This window comes from Shewanella corallii, assembly GCF_023349125.1.
GTDB classification, from domain to species: Bacteria; Pseudomonadota; Gammaproteobacteria; order Enterobacterales; family Shewanellaceae; genus Shewanella; species Shewanella corallii.
Genome location: NZ_JAKIKT010000004.1, coordinates 254,859 through 280,158 on the forward strand (window position 1 = coordinate 254,859; position 25,300 = coordinate 280,158).

At 48.0% G+C, this 25,300-nt stretch carries 25 protein-coding genes; 9 read left to right on the forward strand and 16 right to left on the reverse strand.

Going from position 1 to position 25,300, the window contains the following annotated elements:
- Positions 1-91 precede the first annotated feature (91 nt).
- Entirely contained in the window at positions 92-2,134 is a 2,043-nt protein-coding gene (locus tag L2725_RS12700) for a multiheme c-type cytochrome (protein ID WP_115137503.1), read from the reverse strand.
- Between the two features lie 832 nt (positions 2,135-2,966).
- On the opposite strand from L2725_RS12700, the gene L2725_RS12705 reads away from it, so the two are divergent.
- From L2725_RS12705 to L2725_RS12730, 6 genes are all read left to right on the forward strand, one after another.
- Positions 2,967-4,928 carry a heme lyase CcmF/NrfE family subunit gene (locus tag L2725_RS12705; protein WP_249249301.1) on the forward strand — a complete coding sequence of 654 codons (1,962 nt, stop codon included), beginning with the start codon at positions 2,967-2,969 and terminating at the stop codon, positions 4,926-4,928.
- Positions 4,925-5,338, forward strand: coding sequence for a cytochrome c-type biogenesis protein (locus tag L2725_RS12710; RefSeq protein ID WP_249249303.1), 414 nt, complete (start codon positions 4,925-4,927; stop codon positions 5,336-5,338). The genes L2725_RS12705 and L2725_RS12710 overlap by 4 nt, the downstream gene beginning before the upstream one ends.
- A gap of 44 nt (positions 5,339-5,382) precedes the next feature.
- Positions 5,383-6,021, forward strand: coding sequence for a TlpA family protein disulfide reductase (locus L2725_RS12715; protein ID WP_249249304.1), 639 nt, complete (start codon positions 5,383-5,385; stop codon positions 6,019-6,021).
- A gap of 643 nt (positions 6,022-6,664) precedes the next feature.
- On the forward strand, positions 6,665-7,636 hold the full coding sequence (locus L2725_RS12720) for a lipase family protein (protein ID WP_249249305.1): 972 nt from the start codon (positions 6,665-6,667) through the stop codon (positions 7,634-7,636).
- A gap of 514 nt (positions 7,637-8,150) precedes the next feature.
- Positions 8,151-8,579 carry a hypothetical protein gene (locus L2725_RS12725; RefSeq protein ID WP_249249306.1) on the forward strand — a complete coding sequence of 143 codons (429 nt, stop codon included), beginning with the start codon at positions 8,151-8,153 and terminating at the stop codon, positions 8,577-8,579.
- Between the two features lie 174 nt (positions 8,580-8,753).
- Positions 8,754-9,068, forward strand: a complete 315-nt coding sequence (locus L2725_RS12730) for a superinfection immunity protein (protein ID WP_249249307.1) — start codon at positions 8,754-8,756, stop codon at positions 9,066-9,068.
- Between the two features lie 417 nt (positions 9,069-9,485).
- Here L2725_RS12730 and L2725_RS12735 read toward each other — a convergent pair whose 3' ends face one another.
- Positions 9,486-9,674, reverse strand: a complete 189-nt coding sequence (locus L2725_RS12735; RefSeq protein WP_249249308.1) for a DUF2986 domain-containing protein — start codon at positions 9,672-9,674, stop codon at positions 9,486-9,488.
- Positions 9,675-10,313: 639 nt separating this feature from the next.
- Here L2725_RS12735 and L2725_RS12740 point away from each other — a divergent pair.
- Genes L2725_RS12740 through L2725_RS12750 form a run of 3 tightly spaced genes read left to right on the forward strand, consistent with a single transcriptional unit; the run spans position 10,314 to position 12,838 of the window.
- Positions 10,314-10,643 carry a UxaA family hydrolase gene (locus tag L2725_RS12740; protein WP_248936478.1) on the forward strand — a complete coding sequence of 110 codons (330 nt, stop codon included), beginning with the start codon at positions 10,314-10,316 and terminating at the stop codon, positions 10,641-10,643.
- Positions 10,643-11,818 (forward strand): UxaA family hydrolase, encoded by a 1,176-nt coding sequence (locus L2725_RS12745; protein WP_249249309.1) that lies wholly within the window; start codon positions 10,643-10,645, stop codon positions 11,816-11,818. Before L2725_RS12740 ends, L2725_RS12745 begins: the two co-directional genes overlap by 1 nt.
- Positions 11,819-11,872: 54 nt before the next feature.
- Positions 11,873-12,838 (forward strand): DMT family transporter, encoded by a 966-nt coding sequence (locus tag L2725_RS12750; RefSeq protein ID WP_249249310.1) that lies wholly within the window; start codon positions 11,873-11,875, stop codon positions 12,836-12,838.
- Positions 12,839-12,956: 118 nt separating this feature from the next.
- Here the strand turns inward: L2725_RS12750 and L2725_RS12755 are convergent, their stop codons facing one another.
- The 14 genes from L2725_RS12755 to L2725_RS12825 form a co-directional block, all read right to left on the reverse strand.
- The gene (locus tag L2725_RS12755; RefSeq protein WP_249249311.1) at positions 12,957-13,610 is read right to left on the reverse strand and encodes a GntR family transcriptional regulator; all 654 of its coding nucleotides are present in this window, start codon (positions 13,608-13,610) and stop codon (positions 12,957-12,959) included.
- Between the two features lie 198 nt (positions 13,611-13,808).
- Positions 13,809-14,675: a 4-hydroxybenzoate octaprenyltransferase gene (gene ubiA / locus L2725_RS12760; protein ID WP_249249312.1), complete on the reverse strand. Its 867-nt coding sequence runs from the start codon at positions 14,673-14,675 to the stop codon at positions 13,809-13,811.
- Between the two features lie 206 nt (positions 14,676-14,881).
- On the reverse strand, positions 14,882-17,047 hold the full coding sequence (gene uvrD, locus L2725_RS12765) for a DNA helicase II (protein WP_249249314.1): 2,166 nt from the start codon (positions 17,045-17,047) through the stop codon (positions 14,882-14,884).
- Between the two features lie 540 nt (positions 17,048-17,587).
- A complete protein-coding gene (locus L2725_RS12770; protein ID WP_249249315.1) occupies positions 17,588-17,941 on the reverse strand; it encodes a hypothetical protein in 354 nt (117 codons plus the stop codon).
- Between the two features lie 726 nt (positions 17,942-18,667).
- The gene (locus L2725_RS12775; protein WP_249249316.1) at positions 18,668-19,096 is read right to left on the reverse strand and encodes a hypothetical protein; all 429 of its coding nucleotides are present in this window, start codon (positions 19,094-19,096) and stop codon (positions 18,668-18,670) included.
- 643 nt (positions 19,097-19,739) lie between these two features.
- Positions 19,740-20,093: a hypothetical protein gene (locus tag L2725_RS12780; RefSeq protein WP_249249317.1), complete on the reverse strand. Its 354-nt coding sequence runs from the start codon at positions 20,091-20,093 to the stop codon at positions 19,740-19,742.
- Between the two features lie 296 nt (positions 20,094-20,389).
- Positions 20,390-20,719, reverse strand: coding sequence for a hypothetical protein (locus tag L2725_RS12790; RefSeq protein ID WP_249249382.1), 330 nt, complete (start codon positions 20,717-20,719; stop codon positions 20,390-20,392).
- 975 nt (positions 20,720-21,694) lie between these two features.
- A complete protein-coding gene (locus tag L2725_RS12795; RefSeq protein WP_249249319.1) occupies positions 21,695-22,054 on the reverse strand; it encodes a hypothetical protein in 360 nt (119 codons plus the stop codon).
- Positions 22,055-22,085: 31 nt separating this feature from the next.
- Positions 22,086-22,436, reverse strand: coding sequence for a hypothetical protein (locus L2725_RS12800; RefSeq protein WP_249249320.1), 351 nt, complete (start codon positions 22,434-22,436; stop codon positions 22,086-22,088).
- Positions 22,437-22,455: 19 nt separating this feature from the next.
- Positions 22,456-22,812 carry a hypothetical protein gene (locus L2725_RS12805; protein ID WP_249249321.1) on the reverse strand — a complete coding sequence of 119 codons (357 nt, stop codon included), beginning with the start codon at positions 22,810-22,812 and terminating at the stop codon, positions 22,456-22,458.
- A gap of 85 nt (positions 22,813-22,897) precedes the next feature.
- Entirely contained in the window at positions 22,898-23,290 is a 393-nt protein-coding gene (locus tag L2725_RS12810) for a hypothetical protein (protein ID WP_249249322.1), read from the reverse strand.
- A gap of 122 nt (positions 23,291-23,412) precedes the next feature.
- Entirely contained in the window at positions 23,413-23,739 is a 327-nt protein-coding gene (locus tag L2725_RS12815; RefSeq protein WP_249249323.1) for a hypothetical protein, read from the reverse strand.
- 59 nt (positions 23,740-23,798) lie between these two features.
- The gene (locus L2725_RS12820) at positions 23,799-24,164 is read right to left on the reverse strand and encodes a hypothetical protein (RefSeq protein ID WP_249249324.1); all 366 of its coding nucleotides are present in this window, start codon (positions 24,162-24,164) and stop codon (positions 23,799-23,801) included.
- Between the two features lie 417 nt (positions 24,165-24,581).
- Positions 24,582-24,923 (reverse strand): hypothetical protein, encoded by a 342-nt coding sequence (locus L2725_RS12825; protein ID WP_249249326.1) that lies wholly within the window; start codon positions 24,921-24,923, stop codon positions 24,582-24,584.
- Between the last annotated feature and the right edge of the window lie 377 nt (positions 24,924-25,300).

The window sequence follows — 25,300 nt, forward strand, 5'->3', positions numbered from 1 at the left end:
GGGGCTGGTGAGTTGGGCTGTGTCTGCCGGGGAGCCGCCCCGGGGTCAGACACAGCACCTGACTCATGCTCCTCTCACACTAAGGCGAGACTTACATCTTCTTGGCGGTCAGAGAGCCGTCGATGATTGCCTGTGCCTTGGTTACGTAAGACAGAGCAGCATCGATACGCTTCTTGGTGTAGCGAGGACCGTGAACACCCCATGAACCGTCGGCTTCCAGCAGGTCTACAGTTTCCTGAGCTTTCTCAGTCAGCATGTAAACTTCGGACTTCTGGTCGTTGGTCAGCTTGGTCACTTCCATCAGCTGGTCGATGCGCTCGATAGCGGCAACAACCTGGGCATAGGTTTCCTTGATAGGCTTCTGCCACTTCTGAACTTCACCGTAGATTTCCATCTGGTCTTCGTAGTGCAGACCAACTTCCAGTTCAGACTGGAATGGGCTGTGACAGCCTTTGTTGTCTACCACTGCGTGATCAGAGATCGCGGTGCGGGCACAGGACCACATCAGGTCGAGGTAGTAGTGACCTGCTTCGTCCTTGGCCATAGTCCAACCCTTCACAGAAGAGTCACGTGGCTTGCCTTCAGGTGGGTTCAGCATCTTGCGCTCTGGGTGAACGTCGATCTTCCAGGCGTGAGCCTTACGTACCGCGTCGAAACCAGCCATGTCTGGGTACTGAATACCGGCGAAGTTTTCACAGGAACCCGTGTTAGGCATGTGGCAGGAAGCACAGTCTTGATTCGCGTGAGTCTTGCTGTTGTCAGCAATCACTTTCTGCGCTTCGTGACAGTCCTGACAGTCTTTCTTCATGGCAGGCTTGGTGTACTCAGACTTCCAATCGTTACCAGTCACTTCGTGTGGGTCGTGACAGGTCGCACAACGCATACCCTTGTCGTAGTGCATGGAAGAGAACATCTGCGAACCTTCGGTACCGCATGATGGGCAGGAAGACTTCATCTTCACGCCAAATGCGTATTCCAGCTTGTCGTCGCTGCCTTCAGCGCCAACCAGCTCGTCAACGAAGTTGAAACGCTGGTGACAACGTTCACAGTTGGATGGCATGCCGCCACCGATACCACCTTCCAGGTGACCACCTGCGCCGTGACACTCTTCACAGGCGATACCGCGGGAGATAGTGTGCTTGCGCAGCTCTTCTGGGTTACCCAGTGCAGCGAAAAATTCATCCTTGCTCTTGAAGTCGAACTTAAAGGTGTGGCACACCTCACAGTAAGAAGACGCAGGCTGGAACAGGAACTCTTTCTCGTACTTGGCACCGTAAGAAGTCATACCCCACTGGTGAGAACTGGTAGGACCGAACTCTTCCAGCTTGGTTGGGAAGTCAGGGATAATCTTCTTGATTTCTTGAGCTTTTTCAGGAGTCAGCCATTCAGCCCAACCACGGGAGAACTGGTTACCACCAGCCACCATGGTACCGGTACCGTCTTTCAGCAGACCGTCACGGATGTGGTAAGTACCACGAACCAGCCAGGCGTCGATCAGACCGTACTTGGTACGTGGAGTACCAACGGTGGCATAGATTGCGTCAGGAGTGATACCGTCTGGCAGAATAGAGGTATCTTTGGTTTCGTACATGGTCTGTTCCAGATCATTGTCCACCTCTGGGTGTTCACCAGGGAAACGAATGGTCTTGGAGTGACGGCTGCGGCTCCACTTTTCATACTGAGCAGCGTGACACTCACCACACTTCTCAGGGCCTACAAACTTGTTTGGATAATCCAGAATAGATTTTTCACCCAGACGATACTGAATCGCCATTGGGCGGCCTTTGTACTTGGAGTACTTCTGGCTGTTACCTTGATCCAGATATTCTTCACCACGGTCAGAAATCTTATAGGTACCGATCAGGCGACCTTCTTCGTGGTATTTAAATACAGGGTGGTTTTGGAACAGAAAGTCAAACAGCTCTTTCTCCTGCACGATATAATCCTGCAGGGTCTTTACGCCTTTATCTGCTTCTGTCAGATCTGGGTTAGCGATAGTTTTCTGAGCAGAAACACCCATTTCTTTAGTGCCATAACCTGGTTCACCTGGTTTGGCAGCAAGAGCGGAAGTGCTGGCTACCGCGCCAAAACAAAACAACACGCTGAGCGCTGTCTTGTGTTTCCATTGTTTCATCATTCACTCCTAATTTTCAGGGAAGGAATGAACAGGTCTTAGCGGTACTCTGGCTTATCGGACGAATTCGAGTTCGAAGTTTTCAGATGAGAGAAGGCTGGCCGCCTTTTGAGTCTGAAATACTGTGGAAATCGTGTTCGCCCGGAAGCCCCGAAGGGCGGGATTACAGTCGCATCTGCTGCGTTCCAACTCTCGCCAAGGGAGCACCATTAACTTCGAGCTGCGCCTTGCATCTATCGACTGTAATCGCCGCAGAGCCCTCACTAGACCTATTCAATCCTTCCCAAGTTAGTTTTATTTTTGTCACTGAACCCGACAGTTCACCGAACGACATAAACACTTGAGCAAGGCCTATTCTTCACAGCCAAGGAATGAAAAACCTGAACTAGCGCACACTAATTTTCCGCTCACATATAACGACTTATAAAACCCTAAAACCACCAGCAAAAACAACAACTTAGACTCAACCACAAGATTTTATTTCAGTTCTGATTTTTAGCTTTTTATATCTAAAAGGCGTTTTACCCCTATTCAAAAATATAAAAAATCACAGTCTCAAAACTTGAGGTTTAGATTAATTAGGCAAGATCACATTAACCGCCGATCGCTTGGGATACGCTTTGCGCGTGATGTGAATTTGAAAACAGCAAAGGCTTATATAAAAGCGCGATTTTCGTCACACCACTTATCCAATCTGTACCGCTTACTTAATATTCGCCAATCAATATCATTTGCTTCGGCATATATAAGCTGGTGCACCGCACACTGTTATAGCTGGAAGAAACAATTGATTTGCCGGAAGGCAGATTGACTGTATTCAGAAAGGATTAAGATGATTGCAGAAATCGGACACCTGCTGCTTATTATCAGCACAGCCTTAGCCTTACTTATGGCATTGGTACCTTTATATGGTGTCATGACCAATAATGGTTATCTGCGCAGTTACACCCGGGTACTCAGCTCCAGTGCCGCTTTGGCTCTGGTCACCTCGGTATTGTGTCTGGCGTGGGGCTTTATCAGCGACGATTTCTCTATCAGCTATGTGGCCAACCACTCCAATACCCAGCTGGCCTGGTTCTATAAAATCGCCGCCGTCTGGGGCAGCCACGAAGGTTCCATGTTGCTGTGGGTAACCCTGATTGCCGTGTGGGGCGCCATTATTGCCCTGCAACACTACCAGGATGACCCTGACTTTATTGCCCGTCAGCAGGCCATTCTGGGGATGATCATTGCGGGCTTTAACCTGTTTTTGCTGTTTACCAGCAACCCCTTTGCCCGCAACCTGCCCAATATTCCCATTGAAGGTCGCGACCTGAACCCGGTACTGCAGGATATCGGCCTTATCTTCCACCCACCTTTGCTGTTCCTGGGTTATGTGGGCCTGACCATTATCTTTGCCGCCGCCATGGCAGCTTTGCTGGGCAGTAAGCTGGAAAAACATCAGGCGGGCTGGCTGCGTCACTGGGTATTGATCGCCTGGGTATTCCTCACCGGTGGCAATGCACTGGGCTCCTGGTGGGCCTATAACGAGCTGGGCTGGGGCGGTTGGTGGTTCTGGGACCCAGTGGAAAACTCCTCCTTTATTCCCTGGCTGGTTGCCACTGCACTGCTGCACTCGGTTATCGTTACCGAGAAACGCGACGGCCTAAAGCTGACCACACTACTGCTGTGCCTGCTGGCCTTCTCTCTGAGTTTGTTGGGTACCTTCCTGGTGCGCTCCGGCATAGTGCAGTCGGTACATGCTTTTGCATCTGACCCCACCCGGGGCATGTCTATTCTCAGCCTGCTGATTATCTTTGTGGCCGGTGCCCTGCTGTTGTTTGCCCTCAAAGGTGAACGTTTTAAGCGCGCACTGGATTTTGAGCTGGTTTCCAAAGACAGCTTTATTCTGATGGGCGTTGCCATACTGGTGGCCGCCGCCATGTCGGTGCTGCTCGGTACCTTCTACCCGCTGCTGTTTGAACTGGCAGGTCTGGGCACTATCTCTGTCGGCGCACCTTACTTTAACGCCATCTTCGTACCCCTGACCTTTGTCACTGTGGTGCTTATGGGCATCACCCCTATGGTGCAGTGGCAGAAAGACAGAAGCCTGCAGCTGAAACCTCTGCTGATGTTGGCCGCCATCACTTTGGTGGGCGCCACCACTTTATGTGTCTTGCATAAAGAGCCGATGAACCTGTTCCTTTGGCTGGGCAGTGCCTCCGCCATCTGGTTGCTGGGTTGCCTGATCCTGAGTCTGTTTGCCTGTAAAGGTCAAAACCGCAAGTTCAGTCGCCGTATGCTGGGCATGTATATCGCCCACTTCGGTGCCGTGGTCTCCATTATCGGTGCCACGGCTATCTCCAACTATGAAGAGGAAGCCATGCTGCGCATGGGTCCCGGTCAGGGCAAGCCGCTGGGTGACTACATCTTTGTGTATGAAGCCACAGAGAATGTCGAATCCACCGCCTTTACTGCGCTGCAAGCCCGCATTGCTGTACTGGACGCCGAAGAAAACCCGCTGGGGTATATCTTCCCGCAACGTCAGACTTTTAAGAGCAATGGCATGCAGATGTCCCAGGCAGGTATCGACCGTGGTTTCCTGCGCGACCTCTATATCTCCAAAGGTGTGCAGCTTTCCGACACTGAATATCTGGTGCGTATCAGCATCAAGCCGCTGGCCTGCTGGATCTGGCTGGGTGGCGCTCTGATGATGATTGGCGGCCTGCTGTGTGCTCTGCCTTGCCGACGTCGGGTTAGCGTGACTGAATCACATCCTGCCCAACAGCCACTACTCGCAGGAGAATCTGCATGATTGCCCAAATGAAAAAAATGACGATTGCCTTGCTCGCGGCAATCGTCGTCTCCGGTCTGTTTATCGCTTCCAGCGAGGCGGCAGTGGTGTACACCCCGGAGCAGAAGAAAGATCTCGGCTTTGAAATCGCCCGTGAACTGCGCTGCCCCATGTCGGTCAACCAAAGCCTGTTTGACTCCAACGCCCAGATTGCCAATGAGCTGAAAGGCCATATCTTCCGTCTGCTGGATGAGGGTAAAACCAAGGGCGAAATCGTTGATTATCTGGTGCAGAGATACGGCGAGAAGATCCGTTATAGCCCAGGCCTGAGCGGCGGCACTGCCCTGCTCTGGTTTGGCCCTGCACTGCTATTGCTTGGCGGGATTGGCGGCTGCGTGCTGTTTGTCCGTCGCTCACGTCGTGCCGCATAAGTCGGCATTTGAAATTCACTTAATTCCAAGGAAGTCTGCTCAACATGATGAAGAAACTCCTGTCAGCCAAGAGCCTGGGTCTGAACCTGGGCGCAGGTCTGTGCCTGACCCTGGCCGCCGCCAGCGTAAACGCCAACACCCACACTCTGCAGAACAAGGCCTACCACACAGGTGAGCCTATTCCGAAAACCATGCAGATGACCGGCTTTATCGAAATGCAGCACGCCCGCACCGTAAAGGACATAGCCTTTACCGATCTTGAGGGTAACTCCGTCAAGCTGAGCGACTACCACGGCAAGCTGTTGCTGCTGAACCTGTGGGCGACCTGGTGTCCTCCTTGTCTGCAGGAGATCCCGGCGCTGCAAAAGCTGAAGGCCAACAACAAGGGCAACCAGATTGAGATCGTATCTCTGTCTATCGACGAGCATCCGGAAAACATTCCGGCCTTTATGGAAGAGCATGGTTTTAAGGATTTTGAATCTCTAACTGACCCAACCAAGAAGGTTGAGCAGATCATGCCAGCCAACGTAGTGCCAGCCACCTATGTATTTGACGGCGCCGGTAACCTGGTGGGCTTTATGCGCGGCTTCCTGCACTGGGATGACAAAGGCGTACAACCGTATTTGGATAAGTTGATTGCCAAATATGCGGGGAAGACTCCAGAGAATATCGCGGCCAATTGATGCCGCGGGGGATCTCTTTGATTTAGTCCTGAGGGGTCCAAGGGTTGGGAGTTCAGGTTCCAGCTTTTGAAGTGGCTTCAGCTTAGGGATTGGAGAGCCAAGCTGCGCTTGGCCGAAATCGTGGGTCTCCACCCCACACTTGCCTTCGGCATAGAGAATAATCGCCGTTCCGGCGATAGGAAGATCGAAGCCTTCCAGGCTTCACCCGGGCAAGAGGGGATCAACAGCAATTCCCTCTTGCATCTCCCTTGCCGCCCCAGACGGTGCCGACTACCCCTCGAATTTATGATGAAAATGGCTATCGGCTCAGACGCTCGTCCATGATTCGACGAGCCTGCTTCGACATCCATGTCGAAGCCACGCAATTTTCATCAACATTCTTCGGCGGCACCGATGGGGAATGGGTGTATCCCGCCAACTCGGAGTTGTCTCAAAGTTACTTTTTGCGCTCCAGTTATCCCAGAGAGACAATTCATAGACATCTAGACAATGACCAATAAATCACCAATTATTCAATACCTTAACCATCAACCCTGTCCGTTATACGTGAATTATAAAGTGAGATAATGATAGGTCCTGTTATTCAAATAAATAGCGATTCTTGTTATTAAAAGGTTAGGCGGTCATGCTGCGGAGACAAATCATGGATGCAAACCTTAAAAATCGTTTGAAAGGAATTCTTAGTCTTGCTTACCAGCAAGATTGGAATGATGAGTCCTTTTCTGTCGGAAAGGCACAGGTTTGTGCCGAACTATCCTCAATAGTTTACGAAGATGTTCAGGAGTATGAATTAAAGAAGGCAAGTCGAATTCATCTTTTTGCTAGCGAGACTTATAGGAGCTTGATTGCAAACCACACCGTCAACTCAATTCTCGACGGGCTTGGCGAAGCGAACTTAGATGCTAGATTTTTCATAGTTCGTGGTCGATATGCATTGGTGCTCGGCACAATCCTTAACGATGTAGTGATACTTGCAATAAGAGGCACGGTATTCCGCGAGCTTTGGGACTGGAAAGCAAATATAGATGCCGAGAAGTATTATGTTTATGGAAGTCCACACTTTCATCCCTTTGATTATGGCTACGTTAGATTTGACGACCAATTCTTTCATCGAGGATTCTTTGAGTCGGTTATTCCTCAGTTCGCATCTATCTCTGACCAAATTAAGAAGCGACAGAATTCTGGAAACGAACTCAAGGTTGTATGGACTGGCCATTCACTAGGAGGAGCAATGGCCGCTGTAGGCTATGCGATCCACGGTGCCCGGAATACTAGGATATGGCTAGCAGAGGAAATTCCGGGTCATGCTATTTGCGCATATACTTTTGGTATGCCTCGGTATTGCGGACTTGGTAGCGTCTGTAATTTCCCGGGCCCGCACCATATTTATAGAAAGAATGATCTCGTTCCAACGGTGCCGCTTAGAAAGATGGGCTTCGCTGACAGCAGCAAAGAGTACGAGCTCACTGATACAGGAACGATTGGATTGACAGAGCGTACCGACACATTTGGATTGGCTGGCCACGTTCCCAAGTTACTTTCAAGCATAAAGGCACACTCAATAGAAGGCTATGCAGAGTTGTTAGCTCTAGCAACTGGTATAGGAAGACCGTGATTATGTTTAGGATTGTGTCGTCTAACAAATTACTCCATCCGGCACATAATGCTACGCTCTTTTTTGTGTGTCGATGGCGCTCCATTTTCACACAAAAACACTTTCCGTGGTGTGTTCGGGTGAGCAAGGCCAGATACTCCTCTAGAGTCCAAAGTAACTCCTGCACCACAGTTAGTTAACCCTTCGGAGCAGATTGCATTTAGTCCCCGTCCGGAGTTACCGGACGACTGCATGGATGCAGGAGGTAGAACGAAGCAGGATGCTAGAATCGAGGGATTAGGATGCAATAGTGGATGCTGTCATGGATGACAGCATAAGCGTCACTGAGCCATGGGCGGCAAACTGGCTGTTTTACAAGGACTGATTTGTCCGCGATGTTCTGCCAAGCGAAGCTTGGATAATCAACTTTAAAACTGCGACCGCCATCCCTTCCCATTAGACACTACCAATTCCATTCGCTAGCTTAGATTCCATCCGTGAGATGTCCGGTTTGCTGGCATGGAGGTGCTTTGATATGAAACAGTTCAGTTTACTCATGCTCTTGCTGCTTCCAGGTTATGGCTACGCATGCTCGTGCGTAGATTTGAGCCTGAAAGGCACCGTTGAAGGTGCAGATATTATTTACATTGGGGAATTGAAGTCTGCAGAGCTTGTTTACCCTGAATCATACGACGGTTGGCATCAGGTTCAGGGACACCTGCAGGTCAAAGACAGAATAAAAGGATACGCCCCGGACATTGACCTTATACAAACCGGCACTGGTGGCGGTGACTGTGGGGTTATGATGACCATAGGCCGGGAATACCTGATCTTTAAACGCGAAAATGATATCCGCATTGGCATTTGTGACGGTTCAAAACAAATCGATAGTCATAGAGACACAGCCAGAATCGAAAGAATAAAGCACTACATTCAGAACGGTAGTATTACAGGTAACGAGTAGCTTCAGCCCAGCAATCCCATTGAAAAGACCTCCTCTAATTTAATTAGGTACGAAAAAGAGGAAAGCTCACCAGCCTTCAGGAGACAACTAAGCGCACTAGAGTGCGGCTCATATGTCTTTAGAATCAAGCGTGCTAGTATCAGACAAGATTCACTTTAGAGTTCAGGATTAACTATGGACATTACTATCTTCTATCCAATTCTGATTAGTTTGGTAGTTCTTCCGGTAGCCTTTCTCCCAACAATTATCGCTCTCAAAAAGAATCATCCTTATGCAGTTCCTATCGCACTCGTCAATATTTTTGGCGGCCTGTTAGGTGGAGCCGGATGGCTGGTCGCGCTTGTGTGGAGCTTTATCCTTCCTGAAAAAAACCAACTTTCAGTCTCGAGTGTTGCAGACGAAATCGAGAAGCTTCACATACTGAAAGAAAAAGGCGTTATTTCAGAAGCTGAGTTCAACACTAAAAAAGCAGAGTTAATTCGGCCGTGAAATCAAAGAACTAACCGCGCTGGGTTCAGGGAGAGAAGACAGGACCCCCATATCTTTTTGAGTACACAAGAGTTGAAGGTTACACCTAGTCTCCCTCGAAGTGGCCGAAGGGGATGGGTACAAATGCCGTGGACGAGGCATGGATGCCAAGTCAGCGCCAGTCGAATCATGGACGAGCGTCTGGCGCGATAGGTAATTTGAACCTAATCACCGAGGGGATTTCCACTTCGCCGGGAGTCGATGGGGGATTGGATAAGGGGGCCAGCCGGAACGGTCCCCTTTCCCCGGGTGTGGGTTGGAGACCCACGACTTTCGTCGCTGAAAGCGGCATGTCCCGCCAGGGACAGAAGAACGCCAGTTCTGCCAAGCGAAGCTTGGCTATCTCTCGCCGTGATAGCGGCAAAGCCCTGCAAGGGCTTACTCAACCAGCGGGTAAATCTGAGCTTCAGATTGAATCACCTCGGTGGCCCCCTGCTCTGCCAGAGCTGCCAACCTCTCGCGTTCAGCTTTGCTGACATACTTAGGCTTATTACTGCCATGCAGTTTGGCTTTCTTCTTTTTGTCTTTGGCAATCAGCGTCTGATTGATTTTCTTTCTGCGGTTCATGGCTTCACATCTCACTAAAATTTTCGGATTGCGCTTGAGTACTTTTAGTCAGGCATAAAAGGCAGTGTCTCAGCGCTGTGTCGGCTGTCGTTTATGGGCGACAGATGACGAAAAATCGGCGCACTATAGCAGCAATATCACTGCCATTAAACGCCTCTGGCAGCAGTTCAAATCAAAATTTATGCTGACATCTTGCTGCTTATCTTTTCTTCAATCAGAATACGCGCCCCAGCTAAAGCACCTCAAATATGCAGGTTTTTGCTGCAATAACAGACAAACACAATAGAGTTCGACGCCAGAAAATGTAAGCACACACTTCCAGTAAGCCCCCCAACTTATAAGACTTCAACATCCATATAGCGAAAAAACAATGCGATTCGTTCTGTGGCCGTGATCTCATATTTGACAATGTGCCAGCCGACTGTGATCAGGATCGTATTTTAGCCTTAGCTTATCCGTATAATGTCGATTGTCGGACAATCGACCATGAGCGAAAGAAGGGACGGATAACATTTCGCATGGATAAGGTTCGACATGTATCCGCCCATTTGGCTGCAAATGGGTAACCGGGAAACCAGTTGCTGATCAGTGCACAGGACAGCAACCCCGGGAAATCAACGATAGCTGAGACGACGATAAATGAAAGCAATCAAACTTGCTTCTAACGACAACGTAGCAACATTGCTGGGTGACGTAGAAAAACATGAAGTAGTAGAAATTATTTCTGCTGACAATGAAGTGATCGCTGAGATTAAGGCACTTCAGAAAATTACCTTCGGCAACAAGATCGCCCTGTGCGATATCGCCAACGGCGAACAGATTCTTAAAGCCGGTCATTCCATCGGTAAGTCCATTACCGAGATCCCGCTGGGCCAGCTGGTTCACGTGCAGAACGTACGCAGTGAACGCCTGGATATTCCAGAAGCCATTATCGAAGAAATCATCAAGCAGATGGGGATTGAAAAGTAATGACCGCAACATTTAAAGGCTACCCACGTCCAAACGGCACCTTTGGTATTCGTAACCACGTTATGATCGTGGCCATTGATGAGTGCTGCGAAGGTATCGCACGCAACATCAGCAAAGAGATTGAAGGCTCAGTTGTTGTTACCAACCACTACACCTGTATGTACGGCGGTAACGAAGAGATGATCGACACCATCATCCACACTGGCATTAACCCAAACATCGCCGGTGTACTGGTGATTGCCATGGGTTGTGGCTCTATTGACCCTGAGCTGGTTGCCGGTCCGGTTCGCGCCGAAGGCCTGCCTGCTCATACCCTGACTGTAATTAAAAACAAAGGCACTATCGAGACCATCAAAGACGGTATCGAACTGGCCAAACAACTGAAAGCCCACGCTGACGGTATCGAGCGTGTAGACGCCCCAGTATCTGCGCTGCGCATCGGTATCAAGTGTGGTGGCTCTGACACCTCCAGCGGTCTGGCTTCAAACCCATCTGTGGGTGCGGCTTCTGACAAGCTGATCGACCTGGGTGCCACCACTATGGCCGGCGAACTGCTGGAACTGCTGGGTTGTGAAGATATTCTGAAGGCACGTTCTGTTTCCCCTGAAGTGGGCGACAAGATCGAACGTCTGATCGCTGAAGATCTGAAGCGCTGGCACGTGATTGAAGGCACTGAAACCATGTCTATCGGTAACAGTGTTGGCGGCCTGACCACCATCGATGAGAAGTCTCAGGGTGCCATGCACAAGACAGGTTCCCGCCCGATCCAGGACTGTCTGCGTATCAGCCATATTCACCGTGAGAAGCCAACCACACCAGGTTTCTACCTGACTGAAACCACCATGCTGTGTGGTGGCTCGGCTATGCACTTTGCCTCTCTGGGCGCTCAGCTGATCCTCTGGACTGCCGGTGCAGCAGGCTTTAACAACTCTATCGTTCCGGTTATCCGCGTATCCGGTAACAGCTCGCTGATCACTGCAGACATGGATATCAATGCCTGCGGCATCATGGATGCGACCGACACCATCGACAACGTATCCAACAAGATTGTTGAGCGTGTGTTTGCTGTTGCCAACGGTGACAAGACCAACCTGGAAGGTGTGGGTTATGCCTATGCATCCCTGTACCAGAAAGACCAGCGTTTAGAGCATGTTATCGGTATTTGCCCGCAATAACTCTCCCCTTTTTCAAAGGCGCTGAGCGCAGCGCCTTTATTCGAGATCTGAAAAATGAGTACTGTTACTCCAAATAAATCACTGGGTCTGACCCTGGCCCTGGTGTGTGCCGCGCTGTGGGGCGCATCTTTCCCTCTGGGTGGTGTTCTGGCCGGTAAGCTGGACCCTGTTGTGCTGGCGATCGCCCGTTACGCTATTGCCACTCTGGGCTTTGTGCTGCTGTTTATGTTCTCCCGCAAGCACACCCTGAAGAAGATCCAAAGCAAGAAAGACTTTGCTCTGCTGGCAGCTGCCGGTGTATCTGCCCAGGCAGTGTTTTTCTACTTCACCATTCTGGCCTATGAGTTCACCTCTTCCGGCGAGATCGGTGTAATCAACGGTATGGCACCGTTCCTGACCATGCTGGCGGTATTTGTTATCGACAAGATTAAGCCGACTGCACCTAAAATTTTCGCGGTGGTGCTGTCTCTGGCCGGTGCCGGTGTGATTGCCTATGACCCAACCAACAAGATTCAGGGCCTGAATCTGGGCCACCTGTTCGCTCTGATGGGTGTACTGGGCTTCGTAACCTACAACTATATTCTGGGTAAGTTTGGTTCTGATCTGAACTCCCGTTACGACCTGTTCTCAAGCAGCTTCTACCAGTTTGCTGCAGCCACTGTCGCCTTGCTGGTACTGGGTGTAGTGACAGGCGCAGACTTCAGCTCAGCTGCTGTACTGGTTGAAAACGGTAAGAACTTTGCTGCCATCATGGCGCTGGGTCTGCTGTGTTCCGGTATCGCCTACGCTATCTGGGAACTGGCTACCCTGAAAACTCAGGACGCAGTTATCACCACTATGGCGCTGAACGTGCTGCCACTGTTTGCCATGGTTGTGGCTTACTTCCTGCTGGGTGAAACCATCACACTGCAGAAGCTGGCCGGTGTAGTGACCGTAGTTATCGCCCTGTGTATCTACACCCTGGGTGACAAGATCAAATTTGGTAAGAAGGCTGTTTCTCAGCAGCCGGTTGCTGAATAATTGCTGATGGCTCAGTAATTGATTTCAAAGCTAAAACGCCCGCAACTGCGGGCGTTTTTTGTATCGAACAGAAACAAAAACAAAAAAGGTGCCATTGGCACCTTCTGTGTTTCCATCATTATTCAGCAGTCAGCTCTTCACTTCGCAACTCGCTGAACAGCGTAATATTGGCTCTCGCCTCTTTATGGGCAAGGTCACCATCACCGCTACAAATGGCTTCAACCAGGGCTCTGTGGCACTCACCACTTTGAGACAGGTCGTAATCCTGGTGAGTCATGCCTATGTAGGCTTTCAGCTGGTACAGAATACGCTCATACATGGACTTCATGCGATCACTGCCGCTGATCTCCACCACCAACTGGTGAAAACGCCAGTCCATCTCACTGACCGCCTGAATATCTGTCGGCGCATCAATGCAAAGCTGACAGTATTCTTCAAACAGTGCCTTGAGTCTGAGTTTGTCATTCTCTGAAGCTTTCAGCGTCGCCATCTCAGCGGCCTGACCTTCAAGGGCCAGACGCAGATTGTACAGCTCCCACAGATCTTCCCGCTCAATAGAGATCACATGCCAGCCGGAGTAGGGCTTCTGCACCACCAGACCATCATGAACCAGAGAGTTCAGCGCCATGCGTATGGTACTGCGGGACAAGTCCAGCTCCTTAGCTAGATTGCTCTCTACAAGCTTTTCACCCAAGCCAATATGACCATCAATGATCGCCTGGCGCAGGTATTGTGTGGTCTGCCCTTCCAGACTTTGTTTGACGATTTTCATGCCCAGGATATGCCTCTTGTACCGATTAGCGTTGATGCCGGATGACTGCAATAAGCGTCACAGCTTAACAGAAGATAAGTGTCTGCCAGAATAGCACTGTCTTTCGGCACAATCAGGAAGGAGATCTGTTTCACATAAACAGTCTGAAGGAGTGGAGCTTGATGCGCCGGATACACAGGTCTCCGACGCTTAAACTCATCAGGCGAAGAAGTATAGATCCGCACCCAGGAAGATAAACAGCACCATGCCCGCCCAGTTGTTATTGAGGAAGGCCTTGAAGCATGGGGCGCGCTCACGACCATTGATCAGCTTTTGCTGGTACAGACCAAAGCCGATAAAGGTGATGATTCCCAGCGCATACAAAAGACCGCGATCTGCTGCCCAACCGGCAGTGATAAAACACGCCAATGCAGCCAGCTGGAACAGGGCGATAATATGCCTGTCATAACTGCCAAACATGATGGCAGTGGATTTGATCCCTATCTTGAGGTCATCATCCCTGTCTACCATGGCGTACATGCTGTCGTAGGCCACAGTCCAGCACCAGTTCGCGGCAAACAGCCACCATGCGGCATGTGGCACTTCACCCAACTGGGCCGCGTAAGCCATGGGGATAGACCAGCTCCAGACAATGCCAAGGAACATCTGCGGCATATTGGTAAAGCGCTTGGTAAAGGGATAGATAATGGTGAGGATAATGCCCACCACAGACAACTGAACCACCAGTGGGTTCAGCATCAGCACCAGACCAAAGGCGAACAATGCCAGCACCACGAACAGGATTAATGCTTCCTTCGAGGTGACTTCTCCGGTTGCCAATGGGCGGCCTTTGGTGCGCTCTACGTGGGCATCAAGTTTACGGTCAGCAAAGTCATTGATGATGCAGCCACAGGCGCGCATCACAAACACACCAACGATAAAGATGGCCAGCACCTTAAGATCCGGCATACCATTGGCTGCCAGCACCAAGGCCATCATGCATGGCCAAAGTAACAAGGTGGTACCTATGGGCCGGTCAATTCGCGCCAGCCTCGCATAAGCATCTAATTTTTCCCTAATATTCATTACGTTAGGCTCTCCTGATACGACTTCAGCCCCACTTTGTCATCCATTATGCAAGTAATTCAGTCACTGTACAGGCCTTTGCTGACTTGATGGCGATCACATAACCAATTGTGACCGCCAGTTAAGCCATCCAAAGTCGCTCCTGCACAAACTCAAGCTACTTGTCTTTCTGCGCTTCGTAGTTGCAGCTTTTACTTTTTGCTCTATCAAACCTTCTGCAGTTTGGCGTAAGCCACGACCAGCCACTTACTGCCGACGTCATCAAAGTTCACTTGCACCCGCGCCTGAGGGCCACTGCCCTCATAGTTGGTCACCCTGCCTTCACCAAATTTGAAGTGCGTGACTCTGTCGCCCATGGCGAAGCCTGAGTCATTGAACACCTTCTGTTGCTGATTGAATCTGTTGTTGGCCATAGGTGCACTCACCGATGCCTTCAAACGGATCTCGTTCAAATACTGAGGCGGGATCTCCTTGATAAAGCGTGATGGTCTGGAGTAGTCCTCGCGGCCGTAAATACGACGGGACTCAGCATAGGTGATATACAGATGCTGCATGGCTCGGGTCATCCCCACGTAACACAGGCGACGCTCCTCTTCGAGTCGATCGCCCTCCTCCAAAGCCATCTTGCTGGGGAACAAACCCTCTTCAACACCGGCCATAAACACCACGGGGAATTCCAGACCTTTGGCGGCGTGCAGCGTCATCAACTGAACCGCATCGGTAAAGGCATCAGCCTGACCTTCACCGGCTTCCAAAGCAGCATGGGACAGGAAGGCATTGAGCTCACCCATATCCTCAAGCTCCTCGGGCATCTCAAAAGTGCGGGCTGCCGTCACCAGTTCTTCAAGGTTCTCTACCCGGGCATGGGCCTTTTCGCCCTTCTCTGCCTCGTACATTGCCTTCAGGCCGGAATCACGGATCACGGTATCAGCCATGCGATACAAAGGCATCTCTTCGGTATCTGTGGTCAGTTGGATAATCAGATCCATAAAACCACGTACAGCATTGGCTGCACGGCCTGCCAGTACCTTCTCTTCCAACAAACGCTGACACGCCTGCCACAAAGTTAGTGAGTGGTTACGAGCTGTAGAACGCAGAATATCAAGGGTTCTGTCACCGATACCCCGGGCGGGAGTATTGACCACACGTTCAAAGGCAGCGTCATCATCCCGGTTGGCCATCAGGCGCAGGTAGCCCATGGCGTCTTTAATTTCCTGACGTTCGAAGAAGCGCAAGCCGCCATAGATACGGTAGGCGATACCTTTGTGCAGCAAGGCTTCTTCCAACACCCGCGACTGAGCGTTGGAGCGGTAAAGAATGGCGCACTCGCTGAGCATGCCACCCTTATCCTGCCAATCCATAATACGCCCGACCACAAAGCGGGCTTCATCCATCTCGTTAAAAGCACAGTAAACAGAGATAGGCTCGCCATCTTTGCCTTCAGTCCACAGCTTCTTACCCAGACGATCAGGGTTATTGGCGATCAGTTCGTTGGACGCATTCAGAATATTACCGGTGGAGCGATAGTTCTGCTCCAGACGGATGGTTTCGGCCCCCGGAAAATCACCCAGAAATTTATGCAGGTTCTCGACCTGAGCACCACGCCAGCCGTAGATCGACTGATCGTCATCGCCCACGATCATCACATTGGCGCTATTACCTGCCAGTACACGGATCCAGGCATATTGAATGGCGTTGGTATCCTGAAATTCGTCCACCAGGATATTGCGGAATCTATCCTGATAGTGAGCCAGAATATGGGGCTTGTTGAGCCAAAGCTCATGAGCACGCAGCAGGATCTCCGCAAAGTCCACCAGACCGGCACGATCGCAGGAGTCCTGATACACCTTGTACAGGTTCAGCAGTTGCTGCTCCAGCGGGAAACCACCGGCGTCGATATGATTGGGGCGCAACCCCTGATCTTTTTTGCCATTGATATAACCGGCAACCATACGGGGAGGAAACTGCTTCTCATCCAGATTCAGGGTTTTGAGAATACGCTTGAGCATACGCAGTTGATCGTCAGAATCGATGATCTGGAAGCTTTGCGGCAGGTTGGCGTCCTGATAGTGAGTACGCAGCAGTCTGTGTGCCAGGCCATGGAAGGTACCTATCCACATGCGACCGACATTACCGCCGACGGTTTTCTCAACCCGCTCGCGCATTTCGGCAGCCGCTTTATTGGTAAAGGTTACCGCCAGAATGGAATAGGGACTCTGGTTCTCTACCTGCATCAGCCAGGCAATTCTGTGGGTCAGCACCCGGGTTTTGCCACTGCCGGCACCCGCCAACACCAACATGCTAGATTGTGGCGCTGCCACCGCCTCACGCTGTTTATCGTTCAGACCATCAAGTAAAGAAGATACGTCCATTCCCGCCTCCGCAAAAAATACGCGGGCATTATATCGTAAGCAATGTGAATTAGGGCGAAGAGAGTGAACGAGATTACAATCCCTAAGAACTGAACCTCAGTAATTGATAAAGCGAATATTGGCAGACTTCCAATGTCCCCAGCCATCAAAGCTTGAAGGTACATCGTCACCATCGAAGTGAACCCGAGTCAAAGTCTCGCCACTGGTTCTGGCGGCGAGAAATAACGAAAACAAAGCCTTACAGGTTTAAGCTCCAGTCACATATCCAGTCCCCGATACGTTCCAATCTGCATCTGGACTGCAGAAAATACCGGAAGATTCATAGAATCATCATCTTATTATTCATGTGTTAGACAACATGCTTGACCTTCACATCCTCACATATAAGACTTCCCGCATCCCCCTGCGAGCAGGCCAATAACAAAAGTAAACCCAACATCCTCACCTTAATCCCCTCTGATCTCCTTTAATGAGCAAGAAACTAGCCTTGATGTGTGATACTCGCGAAGCTAAGTTCTTACACCCTCCAGCTTTCGTGCCTCACTTCATATAGATGTCGTAAATTTTGGGTCTCCTTTTACCCCAAGGGGCCACGGAGGAACAGCCAGCAATCCAAAAGTAAACTGTCTTCTGTGCTGCATAAGCAGAGAGAATTGCACTATAAAATCTATCGGAAGACTTGCTATCATTTAGCTCGACTATATAAAACCCACTGCCCTCACAATTATCTGGATTCTGGATACCCTGAGTAAAATCGACTCTAATCCAGTTATTACTGGGGTGCACATAAAGCAATTTAATCTGTCCATCACCAGAGCCTGTACCCGCTAATGCAAATTCTGGATGAAACAGCAAAAATATGCAGCAGCATAATGCTATTAGCCTGTTGTTCATTCTTCTCTCCAACTTGATCATCGGAATCATCTTTGCACCATAAACCTATTAATATTTGGCGAGCAGGATCTGGGTTGGCCACTATCAATATTAAAAGAGATATCCTTCTGAGTAATAAATGCAGTCAACAATGAACTAGACAATACATTATAATTTGGATGCGACAATGGTATTTGAAATCTGGTTCCATTATCACATGAACTCAACTCAGAGTTAGAATACTCGGACATAAATATTAAGCCGCCACCATATGGGTACACAATTTTTATTTTAGTCCATCCTGACCAAGGATCCGCATAAACGTTTGACGAAAAACTAAAGCAATGAGAAATATTATCTTAACTTTCATATTAACATTCCAATACGATAATTATTTTACCAACATGACATAAGCAGGGTTAGGCGCTGAGCTATATGTAGGGATAGAGCCGCAGGTCATAGTTCCATTGTTATCGGAGTACATAAGCAGCACTTCTTTCTCATGTACCATTGAAGTAGTCACAATTGAAAACCAAAGGGAGCAAGTGACAGAATTAATTTCTGCAGAGCCATCTGTCTTATAAAGACGCGTGTAGCCATTCCTCCAGGTTCCAAGAATTATCAAATTGTTTCCCGCATCAATATAAGCATTAGTTACCGTCCCTCTGCATCAGATATTTGCTGCACTTACATCAGAAACAGAGAGAATAAAAACAAGACAGATGAAAAGTAGTCTCATAACACACCTCAATCTCTGATATTAAACGCAGCATACGGCTGAACTATATTGAAAGTCGTCTCTGCAACTGCATACCAGCCTACAGGTTCACAGCTATGAGAGTATGCAAATACCTTTTTACCCGATGCGTAAGCCATTAACGCCATGGCATAGATCTTGTCATATTGAGGATGTGTTGCTTTAACATACAAACGATCACTGACACTACAGCTAGACGGATTACCAAATGCGCCAAAGATCATCAATCCTCCGCCTCTTTCTATATCAATCCTCGTAGGCGTTGCTGCAGCAGAGAAGCCTCCAGCTAGAGAACATGGAGAGATAATAAGTAAAACCGCCAACAAGGGTTTGAACACCCGCACACCAACAGAGCTATTTAAGTTGCACACGATTAATATCCTCTCCGTCCCCCCATCGCGTACAATTTCCTGTCCCATAGATAGTCACAGGTTGTTGCGACATATAGGCAGCAAGCAACATACTGAACTGACTTTTGCCATAGACAGAGTTTTCGTCTTTGATCATCCAGTAGGTGAATCGGCCCTTCGTACAGTCCGGCATACTCCCGCGATCTCCAGAAAGGTGAAACCAGTGCAAACCTTCATCACGCACATTGATCTGAGTAATCAGGCCAGTCTGCTGGCCCGCGGAGGATACTCCTGGGTGGGCAGTTAAAATAATGACTATCAACAACACTATTGTTCTCAAACCTGATACTCCTTTAAAAGTAGCTATCCTGTAAGGCGATAAAATGCCCCTCACAATTAGCACTTTGAGAATGAACCCTAACCTTCTTACCGCTTAAGTAGGCTGCCATCGCAATACTGAGGAAACGATTAATCTCTTCGATACTATGTTCGGAATAACTGAAGGTGGCCTTTCTGTCACAGTCTGGATTTAAGTGGGTGGCCGTTGGCTCAAAATATAGAGCAACGGATTTATCATTAGAGAAGCCATATACCTTTACCCCGCTTAGTTTCCCAAACCCGATATCCCTGGCGACAGCAGGTTGGTGGCACATGAGACAAATGAGGCAGATTACCGAAGATATCCAACTAAACCGAGCCATAGAGAACCTCCTCAATCCACCAAGCGTGGGCCGAAATACCAACCAGTCAGCCACTGCCATGGAGCATGGCTGGCCGCAGAACAGTCCTTGTTATCGTTAAACCACAAAGTGACGCTCTTTTGACTGACTTGGGCCGTCATCAAGGTTGAGTACACAGTCCGACACGCCTCAGCAGAGATACCTTCATGCTCTCCATCGACCTTGCATAACCTTGGCCATTGCAAAGGGCCAATTCTCTCTACAAGTACATCTCCGGTTCTGGCTTCAATACTCAAGCCTTTCACCAAGCCATGGCAGGTATATGCAGCACTGGCCTCAAATGAAAGTAATAGCAGGCAAGACAAAACCAACTTTCGCAATCCCATATTCAATTCCTTTACCTAGGGTCTGTTGACCTTTCATGGTTGAATTTTGCTCGAGATAGACGCGCTTTAATCGCGACGCAAGGTGTGCCGCCTAGTGGGCCTAAGCAAATACCTTGCAACAAAGAGTAAAGCGCGTATAGCCGAGCCCTTCGGGCAGCGTTTGTCGTCGCCTTCTACTGCATTAACGCTCATTTATGTAGAACAACTACACTTCAATCGCGTTGCTTTGTATAAAACAACGACAAAATGCTGCAAAAGCCATCTTCAAAGGTCAATAGACCCTAAACGAACCGACCTCAATTTTTATGGAGCCGAATCATGCTTGTGATGTCGTAATGGCTGCATGAGCGACCATCCAGTCGCACGGTCACTTTTTTATCTGCAACCAAAGCCGCCATGGCTGTACTGTACATAGCCTGCCCTTGAAACTTACTCATATCCCAAGTCAGCCAAGTTGTTCCTGGGCAACCATTTTTGCTCGACCAATAGTCACAAGGCCTGATATAAGCACTATTTGAATTCGAGTGAGATTGCATATCACATATTCGAATAACATAATCAGCCGCTTCGCTATTTGCCGAAAATACAGATATTAGTGTGAAGCAAAAAATAGTGAATAGTTTCATTCTGGAGCTATCCTATTCCTTTAGCATCAGATAATTTGGTGAAGGTGACGCACTATATTTTGGAATCGTCTGGCATGATTCCGTATCAGAGTACTGCACAATGACATTTGATTGGCTGATGTTTGCTGTCATCGCAACGGAAAGCCAACTTTTACACAGCTCAGTTGAGACTGTCTTCCAATCGTAATTTAAGTTACATATCTGCGTATAATCATTGCGCCAACTGCCAAATATATATACAGAACCACTTCGTTCAACATAGAGACGAACAATTTTCCCGCTACACCATTGAGGTGCTGCGTATGAGGAGCAAGACAATAGAGCAATTAAAAATAGCGTGATTCTAATCATAAAATATAAAACTCTCGTTAGTTGTACTATAGGAATATCAACTAACCGCCAGAATGTTAACACCTTGATTATACGAATAATCCATATATAGCCAACTCAGAGATGAATTGCATTATATTTATACTATACAAACGCTTAGCGAGGAAAAATCGTCAAAGGAATGAACAGAGGAATATACATCTTTACTATTGAACTAGTAGATAGCAATTAGTAACAACCCAAAGATACTAATACAGAGATCTAAATGATGGTAAAACCCAATGTCTTGACGAGCAGACACAGGAACCTATCAATTCAAATATTCAATTGCATATACTTTACACCAATGATTACTACTGCCCGCCCATCTTTGATTACTATAGGCGTAAACATTGATTTTAGAACTTGAATGATACGCGGACAATAACATACTAAAATTTGAATCAAATCCATCATCTACTTTAGTAATCCAATATCCGTAGCAAATATCTGATGTGCTTTCAGTGCGAAAGACAACATCACCATTGCCAAACTGGTTATAGGAAATCATTCTGACAATTTTGGTATCGCGAACCCGAACATCAGAAGCAAACACTGAACTTGAAAGCGAACAAAGAAGTACAAATATAGTTGATCTAATAATATTCACCATGGCATAGCGCCCATCTTTATCCCTAAAATATCCTCACTATTACTCCAATAATTACAAGTACCATTAGCATATACATCAACTTGCGAATCATTTAATGCATAGGCGGATAGTGCAATACTGACCAGCTCCTTAAACTGAGGAGCATCACTGTTAATTGCAAGGCGCCCGGTACTGGCGCAAGCTGGCATGCCAGACTTATCTCCGGATATATTAATGAAGAGAATGCTTTTCCCGTTTTGGCCATAAATACCAGCGGCTGTAATTTCTACATTCCTGTAGTAATGAGCGGCAGACAGCTCAGGAGCGAAACATAAAAATGCGATCCCAACAAATATTATTTTTATGATATTCATATACATATTACCAACTAAAATAAAAAGATTATCAAAACATGCTGATTAGTTTGCATGGTATTGATATATGCCTCCTGGCAAGTCGATTCTCACTATCAATGGTGTAGACAATATTGAACCTTTGCCCAGATACTTTGAATGCAAGTGCTGCTGAGTACAACTCCTTATCCTCGAAATCGATATAGATTCTGTCGGCATGGCACTGGGACTCAATATCTTTATCGATACGGATAAAATGAGCAGTGCTGCCATCTCGACTCTGGGTGTAAAGCTGTGTAATTGCAACGTCATAAAGCACAATATCGGCAGCAGCAACTGTAGGAGAAATAATGCATGACGCTAAAGCCAATAGCCCACTTAACAACAGTCGTTTTCTATCCATGTTACATATCTCCGCGGTACTAATTCCCCAGGGTCATACGCACGATTCTTCGATAGACCGAAGGTGTACTTCCCCATGGTTCGCAATTGCCGGTGTCATTGTAGGATACCGTCACACGGCGATCTGATGCCTGCGCGGCAAGAAACATGGCATACATCCTGGCGCGCTGCTCAGCAGAGTAGTCATGACCAATAGCGAACACACTATCACTGGCGCATTCACTTACCTTGGTTCCCGGACTATCCAAGGTTATAAGCACAGTGTCGCGACCTGCATAGGTAATGATGCCTGTGACCTTACCCGAGGGATTCAGCCACACAGCTTGTGACACAAAACTGATGCAAAGCAACATCAAGGTCGCTATCAGTTTTTTCATATCTCGTTCTCCTGTTGGCCTTTAAATTCTTCGTTGTTTAGGGCATTCATGAGAAACAGAATTACTCCCACAGTGCGATCCACTCTTATTCCTCTGCCAGCCAGATACGATCGATTTTCAGATAGCCGGATATCACGCCTCTCATCTGAACCGTCACCGGGCGGCCGGAGGCCTGGGCAGCAAGTGCAGTGGAATAAAACAGATTGGCAAAAGCAGGGTTGTCGGTAATTCTAATGGCTGCGGCATTACCGTTAGACACAGTAAAACCAGCCCCGCTGGCAGAAGAGGGGTCAAACCCGGTGTCAAAGTACATCAAGATCACATTCCCTGAATTGACGTAGATAGATTTTACCGTCCCGGAATACTGACAATAACCATCGTGGGAGCTGTGACAAGTCGGAGGTGCTGCAAACAAAGATGTACTAAGTAAACAAGTCGACAGCACGAATAGCCTTACAAAAAATACTTTGATATCCATCAATTAAACTCTCCGCATGTCTGCTCGTGACTGAGATAAAATGAAATAATAAAGAGCGGTCAAAACTAGCATGACTACCGAAACTAACCTCAACAAAGTCTGAGATAATTATTCATTAAGTGCTATCGCACTGATATATAACCAATATGGCAATATCCATTGCCTGAGTTGCGCTCTTGATTGGCATATATAGTTACTGTGCTTCCCGCCATTTTTGCTGCTAACAGTACAGACACGTATGTTTGATAGTTACTATCTGGCTCATTGATGTAAGCCCATCCATGGCCGTTGCCACATAATTTTGGTGCCCCCTCCAACACAACTCTAAATCCATAGTTGGTGCCGCCAGTGACGTCGACTGAAGCGACTTTTCCGGTTTTCACACCATCCCATGCAGTTCCTGAAAAACTGATAATATAAATAGCCAAAATCCCTGATAGCTTTTTCATTACTGTGTTCCTGAGTTAACTATAAATGCTGACGACCAAATTCATTTAATTCCTGTTATTTAGGGATTGATTTGCAACCCTGTGAATTGAGGATAACCATTATGACAACCATCCAGCCAAACATGCAGAGGTTTACCCATAGCAAATGCTGTTAACATCATCGAATACAAACGTTGAACGTCTTCAGGTGCCTGGTTTTCAAAACTTGGAGAGAGTAGGTAGAGCTTCGCACTTGAGTTAGAACAACCTTGAGGATTGTGAAAATTACTCGAGTCAACATAAAAACCATGAAACCCCGGCCGCCAAATAATGTGCTTTACCTCTTGTCTTCCATCACTCCATACTCCAGCTTTACAGATATTGGAGTTACATAAAACGGCCGTGATAGATAACAATACTATTACTCTAAAGTTGGCTATGAACATCGTCATCCCCTGAACTGTATCAATAACTTGAGCCAGTGACACCAACTACTTGAAAAGCTCAAATTTAGACCCTCGATAGCTATATAGTCAGATATCAATCGCTATTCCTTTCATATCATTACCTATACAACCTGAAATTCTGAATACGACCGGTTTGTTTGCATGATAAGCAGATAATGCCAAGGCCAATATCTCGTTTAACATAGGGTGGTCCGAAGGGATCCTGACCCTCGCGTTATGACACCCTTCTGCTCTGATGCTACCCTCCAATGAAAAATAGAGTCCCTCGCTACTCCAGCCCGTTGCTATTTTGGTTATTTTGCTACTTGGTAGTGAAGTATCAGCAACACCATGAAAACTGGTTAAAAGTACTATCAACGTGAGCAGTCTGATCATCATATCTCCAGCTGAGTATTACTAATCCACGATATAAAACCAATCGTAGGTTGGGAAATTAGTTTGATATTGAAAACAAGTTTCGCTCACTTTTAAGTTCACTCTTTTGCCAGAGAAATAAGCCGCAGTAAAAAGCGAGAACGCAGACTTACCAGCAATCTCTTTTTCGGTTTCAAACCTTACTGATGTTGCATGACAACCACTTGGTCCAACAGCAGCGCCGTCTATTTCAATAAAACAGATATTGTCACGCTTATGGCAGCCAATACTTTTTATCGTTCTTGGCCCAGAATACGAATTTGCGTACAGGGGAAAGCTAATAGCTATCGCCAGCAATATAAATATAGGTTTCCGTATATCCATATACTATTTTCCTCAGTTAACTCTCTGTCGGCTATTGATTGAAGGTTCTGACTATATATGCGGACTCACCGTAATTGGTTGCGCTACAGTTAAAGTCATTTCTCGCATAGCCAATCGTTATTCCCTTGCCTGCATGTTGGGCTGCCAGTACTGCTGAGTATCTTTCTTTAGTACCGGTTTCATTCAAATAACCCAGCGTTCGCCACGGGCCACCCTCTTGGTAAACCATTATTTTGCTGCCTTCCAATTGAATATGGAGCACCTTAGCAACGGGACAATCGGTCCTGGCTAAGCAAGGTCGTGATACAGCAACTAACATTGCCAACAGGAGAATGCGGTAAGCCATCATGTGTGCCCTCTTACGATTAAACGAAACC

Excerpts from the sequence above, each read along its gene's own strand:
- L2725_RS12700 (WP_115137503.1), bottom strand. The coding sequence starts at position 2,134 with ATGAAACAATGGAAACACAAGACAGCGCTCAGCGTGTTGTTTTGTTTT.
- L2725_RS12705 (WP_249249301.1), top strand. The coding sequence starts at position 2,967 with ATGATTGCAGAAATCGGACACCTGCTGCTTATTATCAGCACAGCCTTA.
- L2725_RS12710 (WP_249249303.1), top strand. The coding sequence starts at position 4,925 with ATGATTGCCCAAATGAAAAAAATGACGATTGCCTTGCTCGCGGCAATC.
- L2725_RS12715 (WP_249249304.1), top strand. The coding sequence starts at position 5,383 with ATGATGAAGAAACTCCTGTCAGCCAAGAGCCTGGGTCTGAACCTGGGC.
- L2725_RS12720 (WP_249249305.1), top strand. The coding sequence starts at position 6,665 with ATGGATGCAAACCTTAAAAATCGTTTGAAAGGAATTCTTAGTCTTGCT.
- L2725_RS12725 (WP_249249306.1), top strand. The coding sequence starts at position 8,151 with ATGAAACAGTTCAGTTTACTCATGCTCTTGCTGCTTCCAGGTTATGGC.
- L2725_RS12730 (WP_249249307.1), top strand. The coding sequence starts at position 8,754 with ATGGACATTACTATCTTCTATCCAATTCTGATTAGTTTGGTAGTTCTT.
- L2725_RS12735 (WP_249249308.1), bottom strand. The coding sequence starts at position 9,674 with ATGAACCGCAGAAAGAAAATCAATCAGACGCTGATTGCCAAAGACAAA.
- L2725_RS12740 (WP_248936478.1), top strand. The coding sequence starts at position 10,314 with ATGAAAGCAATCAAACTTGCTTCTAACGACAACGTAGCAACATTGCTG.
- L2725_RS12745 (WP_249249309.1), top strand. The coding sequence starts at position 10,643 with ATGACCGCAACATTTAAAGGCTACCCACGTCCAAACGGCACCTTTGGT.
- L2725_RS12750 (WP_249249310.1), top strand. The coding sequence starts at position 11,873 with ATGAGTACTGTTACTCCAAATAAATCACTGGGTCTGACCCTGGCCCTG.
- L2725_RS12755 (WP_249249311.1), bottom strand. The coding sequence starts at position 13,610 with ATGAAAATCGTCAAACAAAGTCTGGAAGGGCAGACCACACAATACCTG.
- ubiA (WP_249249312.1), bottom strand. The coding sequence starts at position 14,675 with ATGAATATTAGGGAAAAATTAGATGCTTATGCGAGGCTGGCGCGAATT.
- uvrD (WP_249249314.1), bottom strand. The coding sequence starts at position 17,047 with ATGGACGTATCTTCTTTACTTGATGGTCTGAACGATAAACAGCGTGAG.
- L2725_RS12770 (WP_249249315.1), bottom strand. The coding sequence starts at position 17,941 with ATGAACAACAGGCTAATAGCATTATGCTGCTGCATATTTTTGCTGTTT.
- L2725_RS12775 (WP_249249316.1), bottom strand. The coding sequence starts at position 19,096 with ATGGGACAGGAAATTGTACGCGATGGGGGGACGGAGAGGATATTAATC.
- L2725_RS12780 (WP_249249317.1), bottom strand. The coding sequence starts at position 20,093 with ATGGGATTGCGAAAGTTGGTTTTGTCTTGCCTGCTATTACTTTCATTT.
- L2725_RS12790 (WP_249249382.1), bottom strand. The coding sequence starts at position 20,719 with ATGAAACTATTCACTATTTTTTGCTTCACACTAATATCTGTATTTTCG.
- L2725_RS12795 (WP_249249319.1), bottom strand. The coding sequence starts at position 22,054 with ATGAATATCATAAAAATAATATTTGTTGGGATCGCATTTTTATGTTTC.
- L2725_RS12800 (WP_249249320.1), bottom strand. The coding sequence starts at position 22,436 with ATGGATAGAAAACGACTGTTGTTAAGTGGGCTATTGGCTTTAGCGTCA.
- L2725_RS12805 (WP_249249321.1), bottom strand. The coding sequence starts at position 22,812 with ATGAAAAAACTGATAGCGACCTTGATGTTGCTTTGCATCAGTTTTGTG.
- L2725_RS12810 (WP_249249322.1), bottom strand. The coding sequence starts at position 23,290 with ATGGATATCAAAGTATTTTTTGTAAGGCTATTCGTGCTGTCGACTTGT.
- L2725_RS12815 (WP_249249323.1), bottom strand. The coding sequence starts at position 23,739 with ATGAAAAAGCTATCAGGGATTTTGGCTATTTATATTATCAGTTTTTCA.
- L2725_RS12820 (WP_249249324.1), bottom strand. The coding sequence starts at position 24,164 with ATGTTCATAGCCAACTTTAGAGTAATAGTATTGTTATCTATCACGGCC.
- L2725_RS12825 (WP_249249326.1), bottom strand. The coding sequence starts at position 24,923 with ATGGATATACGGAAACCTATATTTATATTGCTGGCGATAGCTATTAGC.